The sequence below is a fragment of the Planomicrobium stackebrandtii genome, from assembly GCF_030814955.1.
In the GTDB taxonomy this organism is placed as follows: domain Bacteria; phylum Bacillota; class Bacilli; order Bacillales_A; family Planococcaceae; genus Planococcus; species Planococcus stackebrandtii.
On record NZ_JAUSWB010000004.1, the window covers coordinates 246,052 to 260,767 of the forward strand.

The 14,716-nt window shown below is 43.7% G+C and carries 15 protein-coding genes; 13 read left to right on the forward strand and 2 right to left on the reverse strand.

Features of this window, described 5'->3' with window-relative positions; translation table 11 throughout:
* Nucleotides 1-7: 7 nt before the first annotated feature.
* Nucleotides 8-682, forward strand: coding sequence for a response regulator (locus QOZ98_RS09055; RefSeq protein WP_142826075.1), 675 nt, complete (start codon nt 8-10; stop codon nt 680-682).
* Nucleotides 683-795: 113 nt separating this feature from the next.
* Here QOZ98_RS09055 and QOZ98_RS09060 read toward each other — a convergent pair whose 3' ends face one another.
* Entirely contained in the window at nt 796-1,404 is a 609-nt protein-coding gene (locus tag QOZ98_RS09060; RefSeq protein WP_308787157.1) for a 3'-5' exonuclease, read from the reverse strand.
* Between the two features lie 133 nt (nt 1,405-1,537).
* Here QOZ98_RS09060 and QOZ98_RS09065 point away from each other — a divergent pair, with 133 nt between their 5' ends.
* From QOZ98_RS09065 to QOZ98_RS09085, 5 genes are all read left to right on the forward strand, one after another.
* On the forward strand, nt 1,538-2,104 hold the full coding sequence (locus QOZ98_RS09065) for a nuclear transport factor 2 family protein (protein WP_308787158.1): 567 nt from the start codon (nt 1,538-1,540) through the stop codon (nt 2,102-2,104).
* Nucleotides 2,105-2,208: 104 nt separating this feature from the next.
* Nucleotides 2,209-3,042, forward strand: a complete 834-nt coding sequence (locus QOZ98_RS09070; protein WP_308787159.1) for a DegV family protein — start codon at nt 2,209-2,211, stop codon at nt 3,040-3,042.
* 38 nt (nt 3,043-3,080) lie between these two features.
* Nucleotides 3,081-4,409 carry a DEAD/DEAH box helicase gene (locus QOZ98_RS09075; protein ID WP_308787160.1) on the forward strand — a complete coding sequence of 443 codons (1,329 nt, stop codon included), beginning with the start codon at nt 3,081-3,083 and terminating at the stop codon, nt 4,407-4,409.
* On the forward strand, nt 4,406-5,062 hold the full coding sequence (locus QOZ98_RS09080) for a ComF family protein (RefSeq protein WP_308787161.1): 657 nt from the start codon (nt 4,406-4,408) through the stop codon (nt 5,060-5,062). The genes QOZ98_RS09075 and QOZ98_RS09080 overlap by 4 nt, the downstream gene beginning before the upstream one ends.
* A 38-nt stretch (nt 5,063-5,100) precedes the next feature.
* Nucleotides 5,101-5,460 (forward strand): PilZ domain-containing protein, encoded by a 360-nt coding sequence (locus QOZ98_RS09085; RefSeq protein ID WP_142826080.1) that lies wholly within the window; start codon nt 5,101-5,103, stop codon nt 5,458-5,460.
* A 446-nt stretch (nt 5,461-5,906) separates the two neighbouring features.
* Here QOZ98_RS09085 and QOZ98_RS09090 read toward each other — a convergent pair whose 3' ends face one another.
* Nucleotides 5,907-6,614 (reverse strand): SDR family NAD(P)-dependent oxidoreductase, encoded by a 708-nt coding sequence (locus QOZ98_RS09090; protein ID WP_308787162.1) that lies wholly within the window; start codon nt 6,612-6,614, stop codon nt 5,907-5,909.
* A 126-nt stretch (nt 6,615-6,740) separates the two neighbouring features.
* Here QOZ98_RS09090 and hpf point away from each other — a divergent pair, with 126 nt between their 5' ends.
* The 7 genes from hpf to ftsX all read left to right on the forward strand — a co-directional run bounded on the left by hpf (nt 6,741) and on the right by ftsX (nt 14,629).
* Complete coding sequence (gene hpf / locus QOZ98_RS09095) at nt 6,741-7,307, forward strand: ribosome hibernation-promoting factor, HPF/YfiA family (protein ID WP_142826082.1); 567 nt, start codon at nt 6,741-6,743, stop codon at nt 7,305-7,307.
* A gap of 343 nt (nt 7,308-7,650) precedes the next feature.
* Entirely contained in the window at nt 7,651-10,167 is a 2,517-nt protein-coding gene (secA, locus tag QOZ98_RS09100; RefSeq protein ID WP_308787163.1) for a preprotein translocase subunit SecA, read from the forward strand.
* Between the two features lie 61 nt (nt 10,168-10,228).
* Nucleotides 10,229-11,330, forward strand: a protein-coding gene (gene prfB, locus QOZ98_RS09105) for a peptide chain release factor 2 (RefSeq protein ID WP_308787278.1) whose coding sequence is annotated in 2 segments (ribosomal slippage) — nt 10,229-10,300 and nt 10,302-11,330 — 1,101 coding nt in all. Because the reading frame shifts where the segments join, the coding sequence is not laid out codon by codon here.
* A gap of 163 nt (nt 11,331-11,493) precedes the next feature.
* Complete coding sequence (locus QOZ98_RS09110) at nt 11,494-12,366, forward strand: YitT family protein (protein ID WP_308787164.1); 873 nt, start codon at nt 11,494-11,496, stop codon at nt 12,364-12,366.
* A 50-nt stretch (nt 12,367-12,416) separates the two neighbouring features.
* Entirely contained in the window at nt 12,417-12,803 is a 387-nt protein-coding gene (gene cccB / locus QOZ98_RS09115; RefSeq protein ID WP_308787165.1) for a cytochrome c551, read from the forward strand.
* Nucleotides 12,804-13,068: 265 nt separating this feature from the next.
* Nucleotides 13,069-13,755 carry a cell division ATP-binding protein FtsE gene (ftsE, locus tag QOZ98_RS09120; RefSeq protein ID WP_142826087.1) on the forward strand — a complete coding sequence of 229 codons (687 nt, stop codon included), beginning with the start codon at nt 13,069-13,071 and terminating at the stop codon, nt 13,753-13,755.
* A complete protein-coding gene (gene ftsX, locus QOZ98_RS09125; RefSeq protein WP_142826088.1) occupies nt 13,745-14,629 on the forward strand; it encodes a permease-like cell division protein FtsX in 885 nt (294 codons plus the stop codon). The genes ftsE and ftsX overlap by 11 nt, the downstream gene beginning before the upstream one ends.
* The last annotated feature ends 87 nt before the right edge of the window (nt 14,630-14,716 follow it).

The following is a 14,716-nucleotide window of genomic DNA, read 5'->3' on the forward strand; positions in this document are numbered from 1 at the left end:
CGACATGATGACAAAAATTATTATTATTGACGATCACCAATTATTCCGTGAAGGCGTAAAAAGAATTTTGGATTTTGAAAGTTCGTTTGAAGTTGTTGCTGAAGGCGGAGACGGCAACGAAGTCGTTAAATTATATGAAGAAAACCAACCAGACGTGGTATTGATGGATATCAACATGCCACAAAAAAATGGTGTAGAAGCTACAGGTGAATTGATCGAAAAGTTCCCTGATGCAAAAGTCATTATGCTGTCTATCCACGACGATGAATCATATGTAACGCATGCATTAAAAACGGGCGCTTTAGGTTATATGCTCAAAGAAATGGACGCAGATGCGATTATCCAAGCTATCAAAGTGGTAGCCAAAGGTGGATCTTACTTACATCCTAAAGTTACACGCAATTTAGTAATGGAGTTTCGTCGTTTGAGTGAACGCGAAAACAAAGGCTCTTTCCACCAAACGGAAATTCGCCGTCCCTATCATTTGCTGACCAAGCGTGAAAGTGAAGTGCTTCAATTATTGACTGATGGCCAGAGCAATCGTGTCATCGGAGAAACTTTATTCATATCTGAGAAAACAGTTAAAAACCATGTATCGAGCATCTTACAAAAAATGCAGGTGAATGACCGGACACAGGCAGTTGTGACCGCGATTAAAAACGGCTGGGTTGAAGTAAGATAATATTTAAAGACGGTGTTTCTGCAAAAAGCAGAAACACCGTCTTTTTTGTTTGAATAGAAATCGGCAAAACGTTTTTATGCCCGTCAGAGCTAAACGGGCGCATCCGCTTTTCGTTAAATCCGGTCGTAGCAGTATTGGTAGATGGCGGCTGTAGCAAGGCAATCGCCCAAGGCATCGTGGGCGTCGTGTTCCAGTTTTAAAAAGGCAGTCAACGTGGTCAATTTGTGATTGGGTGTTTGAGTTATGGCTCTTCTCGCCAATTTGACGGTGTCGATTACCGTATATTCTGGAATCGGTGTGATTTCTTCGAGTGCGTAAAGAAATCCCATATCAAAAGGTGCATTGTGTGCAATTATTGGGAGACCGCCGATAAATGCAATCAATTCATGGGCAACTTCTTCAATAACTGGGGCATTCTCCACATCCTTATTGGTGATGCCCGTGATGCGGGTAATCGTGCTTGAAATGGAGCATTCGGGATTGACCATCAGATACATAGTTTCCTTACGTTCATGTTTGATGTATTTGACAGCACCAATTTGAATGATTTTATCGCTTCCCGCGCGCAAGCCGGTAGTTTCAAAATCCAGAACTACGTAATCCTCCACTTTTTGCATGCTGGATTTGTATTTTCTGGGCCGGGCGGGTTGTTTTCGGCTCCATTGAGGGCGTGTTTCCCTCATTTTTTGTTCCAGTATTTGCCGTGCATCTCTTTTTTCCATGCGACCCCTCCTATAATTTGTACCTATTAGTGTACCGCAAAACGAGAAAAAGTTCCGTTTTGAGAGTTGACACAGTTTCTTCATTGTATTCACCATCTGCCTATGGCAAAATGAAGCGCAGGAGGAATGCATGATGAAAAAATTGATAATTGCTGCAGGCCTTATTTTGGCGCTTGCTGCTTGTTCGAATTCAGAAGAGCCTTCAGTCAATGGAAACACAGTCGAAGATGGCAATTCAGCAAATGAAAACAATGCAGTCGACCATGGCATTGATGAAGAACAGGAAGAGTCCGCGGGCTTTACAGTGGATGATGAAGGAAATGTCATTGAAGCAGATGTACCTGAGGGAAAAGCGAGTGAGCTTTTGGCAGCCTATGATGAATATATAGCTGCATTCAACTCTGAAGACATCGATCGCTACATGAAAACCATTGCACAGGAACCGGACGGTTTTGATCGCGAAGAAGATCAAGCTGCACTGAGCGAAGCTTTTGAAGCGTACGATACCCAATATGAAACAACCGATGAAACCATCGTCAAATACGAAGAGGAGCGTGCAGAAGTTTTTGCTACTCTTTCGGTAAATATGAAAGATGCGAATTCGGATGATGCTGTAGAACAGGAAGGCCGCCAAGTAGTAGTATTTAAAAAAGAAGATGATGAGTGGAAAGTTACCAGCGTTCATTTTATCGGCAATTAATGATTAATTTCCCGCGAATTGCGGGTTTTTTTATTTTTGTCTTTCCGAATTATGTCTTTTTCGTGTCTTTTATTGGTAAACTAGAAAAGGAGGCTGATTAACCCATGAAAACGGCAATTGTAACTGACAGCACAGCTTATTTACCAGATGAAACACGAAAAAAATTGAACATTCACATGGTTTCCTTGCAGGTGACATTTGGCGGCCATTCCCATAAAGAAGCGGAATTGACCGAAGAAGCATTTTATCAAAAAGCCAAAGAGGAATTTCCGAAAACATCTCAGCCGCCTTTAGGAGAGTTCGTCAATTTGTATACCGAGCTTTCTGCACACTACGATGAAATTGTTTCCATTCATTTGTCGAGCGGCATTAGTGGTACTTACGCGGGTTCGCAACAGGCTGCTGCAATGGTGGACGGAATCGCAGTCCACTCTTTCGACTCGGAACTCACTTGTGCACTCCAGGGGTTTTATGTGGTGAAAGCTGCAGAACTGGCGAAAGAGGGAGCCGATGCACAGAGCATTTTGAATGAATTAAACGAAATGAAAAAAACCTTGCGTGCTTATTTCATGGTGGAAGACCTGAAGCATTTGCAGCGGGGCGGCAGATTGTCCAGTGCCCAAGCCTTAGTTGGCGGAATGCTGCAAATCAAACCGATTTTGCATTTTAAGGAAAAAGTTATTGTGCCATTTGAGAAGGTACGGACACGCAAAAAAGCGATGAACCGGATTGTTGATTTACTGAAAGAAGATAGTAAGGATGGCCAAAAGCTGCAGGGAACGATCATTCATGCAAATCGGCCGGATGAAGCAAAACAATGGCGCAAAGAACTGGAAATTGCATGTCCGGATGTAGACTTTGAAATTTCCTATTTCGGACCGGTTATTGGAACACATTTAGGCGAAGGAGCAATGGGTCTTGGTTGGGTAGCAAAATAACCTGCTGAGGCTTTTTCTCTAGCGAAAAGGGGTTGCGAATGAAGCAAATAGAAGAATTTTTAACAGGCAGGGTGTGGCTTAGGAATTTCACCCCATTTACAAAAGAGCAGATAGATAAAGCCGTCTCTGACGGTTCGGTCAGTGTCAGTCCAGGTATCACAGACGGACGGCAATGTGCCAGGTGCCTGGAAAAATCCACGAAAAAAATTGTTCCTTTTTTCTGTGCCGCTTGTAATGCGATCTGTTATTACTGCCGGCATTGCATAAAGATGGGGCGCATCAGTTCCTGTACGGAATTGATCACTTGGGCGCTCCCTTCAACGATTTCTCCTCAAAGCCATTCATTCCATTGGAATGGCAGCCTCACACCACTGCAGCAACGAGCTTCACAGGAAGTTCAAGCAAGCCTCTTACAAAAAAACGATCACCTTGTTTATGCAGTATGCGGAGCAGGAAAGACTGAGTTACTGTTTCCGCCTATTTTCGATGCGTTGAAAAAAGGCAAGCGCGTCTGTCTTGCAGCACCTAGAACAGATGTAGTTTTAGAACTCACTCCACGATTGCGCAATGTCTTTCCAAATACAACTATCCATAGCCTGTATGGAAATTCTCCCGAAGAATCCGGCTTTGCATCGCTGGTCATTGCGACAACGCACCAGTTGTATCGATTTGAAGATGCTTTTGATGTCATGATTGTCGACGAGGCGGATGCATTTCCTTATTCTTATGATCCGGCTTTGAAACGTGCAGTCATAAAAGCCAAGAAAAAAGATGCGCCGATTGTCTATGTATCAGCAACTCCTTCTGCCGATTTGCTAAAACAAGTGTCCCATACTTCCCGCATATTCCAGCGTTTTCACGGACATCCTTTGCCGGTTCCGGAATTCCGGTCTTTGTGGAGATATGATAAGGACTTTGCAAAAGGGAAGATTCCTGCAAAATTAGCTGCCTGGGTAGATGAGAAAATACAGAAAGATGAACCTTTTTTGGTGTTTTTCCCGACGATTGAACTGATTGAGCAGGCAATTGTCTTATTCCAGAAAAAGCATCCAGGAATCCAAGCAGTTCATTCTAAAGATGAAGACAGAAAAGAGAAGGTCATGAAACTGCGCGAAAGAAAAATTCCAGGCGTTTTGACCTCAACCATTTTGGAACGCGGAATTACCATACCGAATGTGCAAGTGGCAGTTGTGGGAGCCGACCAGCCAATTTTTGATGCAGCAGCATTGATTCAAATCGCCGGCCGTGCTGGCAGATCCATAGATTATCCGGATGGAAGTGTTATATTTTTTCATAATGGCATAGTGCGGCAGATGGACAAGGCAAAAAAACTCATTGTTTCCTATAACAGAGGGGGTGCATTGTGAACTGTTATTTATGTGATCGTGACATGCCCCTGCAAGTCAGCTGGCGAAGCATATTTTTTAATGAGCTGGAGAGTGTCATCTGCCATCGCTGTCGCAGCAGTTTTGAACCGATAGCAGGAGGCTGCCCAATCTGCAGTGCATCCGGAGATGGGCTATGCCAAAATTGCTGCCAATGGGAAACCACTGAATATGCAGGATTGATCGATTCAGGCAAATGCTTGTATCGCTACAATCCACCAATGAAAGATTTTCTGCATCAATATAAATTTCTCAAAGATGCAGTGCTGTCGGAAGTGTTTGCGGCGATGCTGAAAGAAGTATTGGATGGGCAGAAATCAATCGTAGTTCCGATTCCGATGAATGAAAACAAATTGAAAGAGCGTACGTTTTCCCAAGTTGACCGCCTGCTCGATACGGCTTCAGTGCCTTATCTCCACCTGCTCGGTAAAAATGAAGTAGGTTTGGGTGGGAAATCAAAGTCAGAAAGAATGGCATTAGAGGACGTCTTTTGGTGGAATGGCAAACCTGCACCAGAAAAAGTATTGTTGTTTGATGATCTTTACACGACCGGGAGTACGATGCGCTTAGCGGCTAAAGTTCTAAAGGAAAATGGCGTTAAGGAAATCAAGGTGTTGGCGCTTATCCGGGCGTAAACAATAGTTTGTGCTCGAAGAAAAAGAGGAGGGACATCATGTTTTATAGAAGATCAGAAAGTTTCCGCTATACATTCGGCACACCGCCGGAAATATTTCTGCAATTGAGGGATCCGCTTAAAGATCAAGTATTGCCTGTTAAAATTTATTGCTTACTGCTTGATATTTCCCCTAAAGGGGCAAAGCTTTTTTCCGAGAGAGAATTGAAGTTAGGCGAAGAATCCGTAAGTTTAGAATTTGTCCTGAATCATGAAAGGATAACTGCGAATGCAGAAATTGCCTGGATGCATCAATACGAGGAAGGCTGGATGTACGGAGCTGACTTTGAGCACAATTCGATTAAAGAAATGCTTATCCTAAATGAAATTAGAGAGCTGAAAGAAATAGAAATGAATTGAAAAAAACCGGCGCAAGCCGGTTTTAATATTTTAAGAGTATTGAGGGAGGTTTTGCCGTAGAGGGCTTCCGCTTTTCGGTGTCCAGACTCCAGCGCCCAGATTCTAGGGTTATAAGCCACTCCAGCTGTGCGGCTGAAGAAACGCCGCTTCGCCGGAGCGTCTTATGCCCGTCGAATCTACACGGGCGCTTCCGCTTTTCATTGTCTAGACTCCGGCAACCAGCCTCTCGAGTCGCTTCAGCCTTACCGACAATGGCAAAGAACGCCATTATCGGTAAGGCTTCCAGCGCTTGTCGAGGCTACATGGCTGCCTTCGCTTTTCATGTTGTCCAGCTGCAGCGCCCAGAACCTCGGGGTCTTAAGTCGATTTGCCTGTGCAGCAAAAAAACGCTGCTTCGGCAACCCGCCTTAATCCTGTCGGTTCTAAACGGGCGCTTCCGCTTTTCTTCAGTGCTCGTAAATCATTTTTCTGGTCATGCCGCCGTCGATGTTCAGGCATTCTCCTGTGATAAATGAGTTTTGCGGGTTGCTTAAGAACAGGCAGGCACGGGCGACATCGGCAGGTTCACCGACGCGGCCGCTCCAATGCTGCTGGTGATCGACGTCACGCAGTTCAGCAGTGTCGCCAGTATGAATCCAGCCTGGCGCAATTGAGTTGACGCGTATTCCTTTTTCGCTGAAGGTAGCTGCAAGTGAATGGGTTAATGCAAAAATGCCGCCTTTGGATGCCGAATAAGTTTCGGTGTTGGGTTCCGACATAAATGCCCGTGTCGAGGTCATATTAATGATGGATCGAATGTCCTCCGTCATGTAGCGAGCAGCTTCCCGGCTGCAAATAAAGACACTCTTCAAATTAGTATCCAGCACGTGATCCCATTCCTGTTCATCCACTTCCCAAATAGACTTGAAAGTTGAGATGCCGGCATTGTTGACCAATGCATGGATAGCGCCGTAGTCTTCATTGATTTTTTTGAATACTGCCATAACATCATTAAAGTTGCCGACGTCGCATTTTCGGTATTCCACGCCTTCCAGTTCAACCGGGTGGACATCCAATCCGATGACGCGTGCATTTTCTGCAGCAAAGTGCGCTGCAATGCTGTTGCCGATGCCTTGGGACGCACCCGTAATTACGATAGTTTTATTTGTAAACATGAACTTCATCTCCTTGTCATAATGTTTACCTGTAATTCATGTTCTTAAAACTTTTTTGGTTTTAAGAAGGAAAGACAAGGGAAGATGTAGAATTGTACAGATAGCACAATAGAAGGAGGAGTTAACATGTTGCAATTTAACATCAGAGGCGAAAATATTGAGGTAACTCCCGCAATACGTGAGCACATTGAAAAGAAAGTAGAAAAGATTGAACGATATTTCACAGACGGTGCAAATGCTACCGCAATGGTCAACCTGAAATCTTATAATCACAACCAAACAAAAGTGGAAGTTACCATACCGATGAAAAACCTGACATTACGTGCTGAAGAACGGCATGATGATATGTACGCAGCAATCGATTTGATCGTCAGCAAGCTGGAGCGTCAAATCCGCAAGTACAAAACAAAAGTAAACCGCAAATTCCGCGAGCGCGACGGCATGGGTGTTGCATTTGCGACAGCTGAAAATGAGACGCGCGTCCAAAATGAACCTGAAGATGAGGAGGATTTCACAATCGTCCGTACCAAGCAGTTTGATTTGAAACCGATGGATGAAGAAGAAGCGGTTTTGCAGATGAACATGCTTGGACATAATTTCTTTGTCTTTACCGATGCGGAATCCAACGAAACGAATATCGTCTACAAGCGAAAAGATGGAAGCTACGGCTTGATCGAAACTTCTGCACAATAAGGAATACAGTGGATCTGCTGTCTGGCGATCCCTGCAGCAAAAGCCTCTCTAAATTGAGAGGCTTTTGCTTTGGCTTTATATATTGGAAATCCGGCCCATATCCCAGTTCTCGACGGTTTACAGAGGGCTTGCATAAAGTACATGCGGGTCTGGCGTCACCATTATTTGCACGCATTTCTGCGCAGTGTTAAAATGAATAGTGAGATTTTTTTTGAACTGACTGATGATGATTTGGGCAAGTATGCTCTTTAAGCGCCAGCGCTTAACAGGGCACTATAAAAGCTAAAGCGATCATCCGGCATTTTAGGTGCCGGCGGACACTTACGCAGGGAGCGGTATAATTATGCTAGGAGTATTGAATAAAGTATTTGATCCGAATAAACGGGATTTAAAACGTTTGGAAAAAGTGGCAGATCGTGTAGAAGCATTAGCTTCAGATTTTGCTGCTTTGACCGATGAAGCATTACAAGCGAAAACTGAAGAATTTGTAGCGCGCCACGCTAAGGGAGAAGCATTGAATGACTTGCTGCCAGAAGCTTTCGCGACTATCCGTGAAGCATCAAAACGGGTACTTGGCCTCTATCCATTCCGTGTACAGATAATGGGTGCTGTATCTCTTCACGAAGGCAATATTTCAGAAATGAAAACAGGTGAAGGTAAAACTTTAACTTCAACCTTGTCTGTTTACTTGAATGCCATCAGCAAAAAAGGAGTTCACGTCGTTACAGTCAATGAATATTTGGCCAGCCGTGATGCCTTGGAAATGGGCCAGTTGTATGAATGGCTTGGATTGTCTGTTGGATTGAATTTGAACAGTTTGACGAAAGATGAAAAACGGGCTGCTTATCAGGCTGACGTTACGTATAGCACGAACAACGAGCTGGGCTTTGATTATTTGCGCGACAATATGGTGCTTTATAAAGAAGATATGGTTCAGCGTCCATTAAATTACGCAGTAATTGATGAAGTCGATTCCATCTTAATCGATGAAGCGCGGACACCGTTGATTATTTCAGGACAGGCTGCCAAAGCTGCTCAGTTGTATCAGCAGTCCAATGCATTTGCGCGTCTATTGACGAAAGATACGGATTACACCTACGATGAAACGACTAAAGGGGTCGTTTTGACTGAGGACGGCATTGAAAAAGTTGAAAAAGCGTTCGGCATCGATAATCTTTTTGATATTAGCCATGTTCGCCTGAACCACACCATCAACCAATCATTAAAAGCTTATGTAACGATGCATAAAGATGTCGACTACGTTGTCCAGGAAGAGGAAGTTGTCATTGTCGATCAGTTTACAGGACGATTGATGAAAGGCCGCCGTTATTCTGACGGCTTGCATCAGGCTATTGAAGCCAAAGAAGGTCTGGAAATCCAAAATGAATCGATGACGATGGCTACAATTACTTTCCAGAACTATTTCCGTATGTACGATAAACTCTCGGGAATGACAGGTACAGCTAAGACGGAAGAAGAAGAATTCCGCAATATCTACAATATGTACGTTATTGTCATCCCAACGAACAAACCAATTATCCGTGAAGACCATGTTGATTTGATTTATTCTACTACAGCTGGCAAATACAAGGCTGTAGGCGACGATATTGCAGAACGCAATGCCAAGGGCCAGCCGGTGCTTGTCGGAACCGTAGCGATTGAAACGTCGGAAATCATTTCGGAGTATTTGACGAAAAAAGGCATTAAACATTCCGTTCTGAACGCGAAAAACCACGCACACGAAGCGGAAATCATCTTGAATGCCGGCCAAAAAGGCGCTGTAACAATCGCGACGAACATGGCAGGCCGTGGTACAGATATCAAGCTCGGTGAAGGTGTGATCGAGGCAGGCGGACTTGCTGTTCTTGGCACAGAGCGCCACGAATCACGGCGGATTGATAATCAGCTGCGCGGACGTTCTGGACGCCAGGGAGATCCCGGTGTCACTCAATTCTATCTGTCACTTGAAGATGACTTGATGCGCCGTTTCGGGTCCGATGCTATGCGCAGCATGATGGGCAAATTGGGTATGGACGATTCTCAGCCGCTGCAGTCGAAAATGGTGACGCGTTCTGTAGAATCCGCGCAAAAACGAGTGGAAGGCAATAACTTTGATGCACGGAAACGCCTGCTTCAATATGATGACGTTCTACGTCAGCAGCGCGAAATCATCTACAAAGAGCGTATGGAAGTTCTGGAAACAGATAATATGCGTGCATTGGTTGAGAATATGATCAACAGCTCGATCGAACGCATGGTTTATGCACATACTACTGAGGAAAAACAGGAAGACTGGCATTTGAAAACTCTTTCTGAATTGATTGCGGGTAATCTCCTTCCAGAAGATACGGTGACTGAATCGGATCTTCAAGGGAAATCTCAGGAAGAGCTTATTGCGTACCTTAAAGAAACTGTCACTAAGCGTTATGATGAAAAAGAAATAGAAATGACGCCTGAACGGATGCGTGAATTTGAAAAAGTAGTTTTGCTTCGTTCAATCGATACAAAATGGATTGACCATATTGATGCAATGGATCAGCTTCGCCAAGGAATTCACTTGCGTGCATATGGACAGAATGATCCACTTCGTGAGTATCAAAGTGAAGGATTTGCGATGTTTGAAGCAATGGTGGAAGCCATTGAAGAAGACGTAGCGAAGTATTCAATGAAGGCTGAAATCCGCAACAACCTTGAGCGTGAGGAAGTGGCAAAAGGCCAGGCGGTTAATCCGAAAGAAGACGGACCGGCTCCGAAAAAGAAAAAAGCTCCTGTCCGTAAAGAAATGGAAGTCGGGCGCAATGACCTTTGCCCGTGCGGCAGCGGCAAGAAATATAAGAATTGTCACGGTACAGCTTCATAAGAATGTTTTAAAATACCGAAGAGCCCTTGCTCTTCGGTGTTATTTTGAGGAGGAACATATGATGGAATTAGCAGACATCCGCAACGAGCTTGACAAATCAGCCAGTAAACTGGCGGACTTTAGGGGGTCTCTTTGACTTAGAAAACAAAGAATCCCGCATACAGGAATTAGATGAAATGATGCTGGACCCTGATTTTTGGAACAACCAGGAATCGGCGCAAACGGTTATTTCGGAATTGAATGGCTTAAAGGAAATCGTTAATACTTATTACGATTTTATGGACACGCAGGAAAATATGGAAATGTCTTTGGAGTTATTAAGAGAAGAAGACGACGATGATCTGCATGAAGATGTCGACAAAGATATGAAGCAATTTATTTCAAAACTTGCAGATTATGAATTGACGATGCTTCTTAGCGAACCATACGATAAAAACAACGCCATTTTGGAATTGCATCCGGGTGCAGGCGGAACAGAATCCCAAGATTGGTGTTCGATGCTGCTGCGCATGTATACGCGATGGGCAGAAAAACGCGGCTTTAAAGTCGAGACTCTAGATTATCTGGCAGGCGACGAAGCCGGTGTCAAATCTGTAACGCTTGGGATTCGTGGACACAATGCATATGGTTACTTGAAAGCGGAAAAGGGCGTTCACCGATTGGTCCGGATTTCTCCGTTCGATTCATCTGGACGCCGCCACACTTCGTTCGTTTCCTGCGAAGTAATGCCGGAATTTACGGGTGAAATTGAAATCGACATCCGTACGGAAGATTTGAAAATCGACACCTACCGGGCAAGCGGGGCGGGTGGCCAGCACATCAACACCACAGATTCTGCTGTCCGCATCACTCACCTTCCAACAGGGGCTGTCGTCACATGCCAGCAGGAACGGTCACAAATCAAGAACCGCGAAAAAGCGATGCAGATGCTGAAAGCTAAATTGTATGCATTGAAAATAGAAGAAGAAGAAGCACGCCTTCTTGAAATTCGTGGAGAACAAAAGGAAATCGGATGGGGAAGCCAAATTCGTTCCTACGTATTCCATCCATATTCGATGGTCAAAGATCACCGCACAAATTACGAAACCGGCAATTTAGGCGCTGTGATGGACGGCGATATTGATGGATTCATCAATTCCTTGCTGCGTTCAAAAATGGATTAATAAAAAAGTATAGGAAGCTCGAAAGCATATTTGCTTTCGGGCTTTTTTAGATTCTTCCATTCTGTGAAGCTTTGCTTTATCCGGATGAAGTTCACAAAGCCTTGGGCGTTTGGTATACTCTGACAGGGTTTAACCGCAGATTAGAGAAGAGGAAGAAAAACAAATGACAAAAAAAAATCGGCGTCTCCACAAAGATCCGCATCCTCTGCTGACTTTGTTTGTAGACTATGCCAGCGTAATCGTTGGATCAGCTATAGTAGCTATTTCCTTTAACGTATTATTATTGCCAAACGAAGTGGCGTCGGGTGGAGTCAGCGGCATCAGTACGATACTGAAGGGTTTATTTGAATGGAAGCCGGCATTTGTCCAATGGGCTTTCAACATCCCTTTATTTATTGCAGGATTGATTTTATTAGGAAAAAACTTTGGCATTAAAACGGCAGTCGGCACAGTATTTCTGCCTCTTGTGGTGTTTTTGACCGAATCATGGGAGCCTTGGACGCGAGATCCGCTGCTCGGCGCGTTATTCGGAGGGATTATGGTGGGTCTTGGGCTTGGCATTGTTTTTCGGGGCAAGGCATCTACCGGCGGAACCGATCTTGCCGCACAGATTATTACAAAATATACTGGATGGACGCTTGGCACCAGCGTTGCGATGATTGACGGCTTTATTGTTTTAGCTGCCGCATTGGTATTTGATATTGAAAAAGGGCTCTACGCATTAATCGGCCTGTATGTGACGACCAAAACCATCGATCTTGTCCAGGTTGGGTTTGGCCAATCAAAACTGGTCTATATTATCACTACAAAACAAATGGAAATTCGCGATGCTATTTACGAAGAAGTGGACCGGGGCGTAACGGAGCTGGCGGCGACAGGTGGCTATTCAGGAACTGAAAAGCCATTATTAATGGTAGTCATTCCTCAAACTGAGTTTACAAGACTGAAACAATTAGTTAAGTTTATCGATCCAGCGGCTTTTGTAATCGTGTCAGATGCCTCTGAAGTTTTGGGCGAAGGTTTTAAAAGGCCTTAACTTTGGTATACTCTAATAGGAAGAAACAATCGATCTGAGGAGGTCACCAGATGAAAAAGCAATTGATGGCAATGCTATTCGGTGCAACGCTTATACTGGGCGCATGCGGCGGTGGAGAAACAACAGAACCTGAAGAAGCTCCTGCTGAAAACGGTGGAGAAGAAACAACAGAACCTGAAGAAGCTCCTGCTGAAAACGGTGGAGAAGAAACTGCTGAAGTTGATGCTGAGCAAGTTGTTCAACAAAATTGTATTTCCTGCCACGGTGAGAACCTGGAAGGGGCAGGGAATTTTCCAGCTTTAGATGATGTAGGATCCCGCTTGTCACAAGAAGAAATTCTTTCGGTCATCGAAAATGGTCAAGGTGCAATGCCGCCGAACATTATTGAAGGCGATGAAGCGACAGCCGTAGCTGAGTATTTAGCGAATATGAAATAAACCTGTTAATTAACAGGTTTATTTTTTTTGCTGGATAAAGGATAAAATGATACTTTTCTATTGTATGAAAGTTATAATATGGAATTTGAATAATAGATTTATATCTGTAAAAATAAAATTTCTTATAGTTCAGATTATTCAGATTGAATTCCAAATGATACAGAAATGTAATAAAAATATATGTTTAAGGTGTTATAATAAGCTTGCTGCAAAATTCTATGGAAATAATTTGGCGAGAGCCAATTAATAATAGGTGGGTATTAAAATGATCCAAATGAAGAATGTTTACAAAAAATATCCGAATGGCATTGTTGCTTTGAACGGTCTCAACGTTGAAATCGAACAAGGTGAATTTGTTTATATCGTCGGTCCAAGTGGTGCAGGGAAATCTACATTCATTAAAATGATGTATCGCGAAGAACGGCCATCTTCTGGCCAAATGTTCGTCGACGATATTGACATAGCAACATTGAAGAACAGAAAAGTACCTATGCTTCGCCGTCAGATCGGTGTGGTGTTTCAGGATTTTAAATTGCTGACGAAGCTAAGTGTTTATGAAAATGTGGCATTTGCACTTGAAGTCATCGAAGAAAAACCTGCAGACATTAAAAAGCGCGTCATGGAAGTATTGGATTTAGTCGGATTAAAACATAAAGCCAAAATGTTCCCAACAGAATTGTCTGGTGGAGAACAGCAACGTGTATCCATCGCACGGTCTATCGTCAATATGCCAAAAGTGATGATAGCAGATGAGCCGACAGGAAATCTCGATCCCGATACTGCCTGGGACATTATGAACCTGTTCGAACGCATCAATAAAGCGGGCACTACGATTATTATGGCGACTCACAATCAACAAATCGTTAATACGCGGAGACATCGCGTAATTGCAATAGAAGGCGGATTGATTGTCCGTGATGTAGCTGGAGGTGACTACGGCTATGAAGGCTAGAACTTTAGTGCGCCATTTTAAAGAAAGCTTTAAAAGCATCGGGCGCAATAGCTGGATGACATTTGCTTCTGTAAGTGCGGTAACGGTAACGCTGCTGCTGGTCGGGGTATCTGTTCTCATTATGATGAACTTAAACAAAGTGGCTGATGATCTCGAAAACGATGTGGAAATAAAGGTATTCGTCTCCTTGGATGCCGAAGAAGAAACTGTTCAGAATCTGGAATCTCAGATAAGTGAGCTGCCCGGAGTCGAATCGACCAACTTTTCAACTAAAGAAGAAGAATTGACTGACCTGGTCCTAGATTTCGGTGATGAGTTGAGCTTATTCGAACAAAACAATCCATTGTTCGATGTTTTTTATGTAAAAGCAGTTGACCCGCAGCAAACCGAACAAGTAGCCACAGATATTGCAGCTTTAGAAAATATTGAAAATGTGGAATACGGCAAAGATAAAATAGAAAAGCTCTTTAATTTCTTGAACGGCGGAAGATATGTTGGATTGATTTTAATCCTGGCCCTGTTGTTTACGGCAATGTTCCTGATTTCCAATACAATTCGCATCACAATCGTCGCAAGACGCCGTGAAATCGAAATTATGAAATTAGTCGGAGCGACCAATTGGTTCGTACGTATTCCGTTTATTTTGGAAGGCATGTGGCTGGGAATCCTGGGATCACTCGTTCCAATTGGCTTGGTGGCACTGCTCTACAAAGAAATTACCGACTTTGCACAACCCCGTTTAACCGGTGAGCTGTTTCAGCTGCTTGAATTTACACCATTTATCTATCAGGTAAGTGCTTTGATCTTGATGATGGGTGTATTTATCGGCATTTGGGGAAGCTTTATGTCGATCCGGAAGTTTTTGCGGGTATAAGATGGATTTATTTCCAGTTTACAGGTACTATTGAGAGACCTTATACCACTGGATAAAATAGAGAAAACATAGACAGATAGAAAAGAG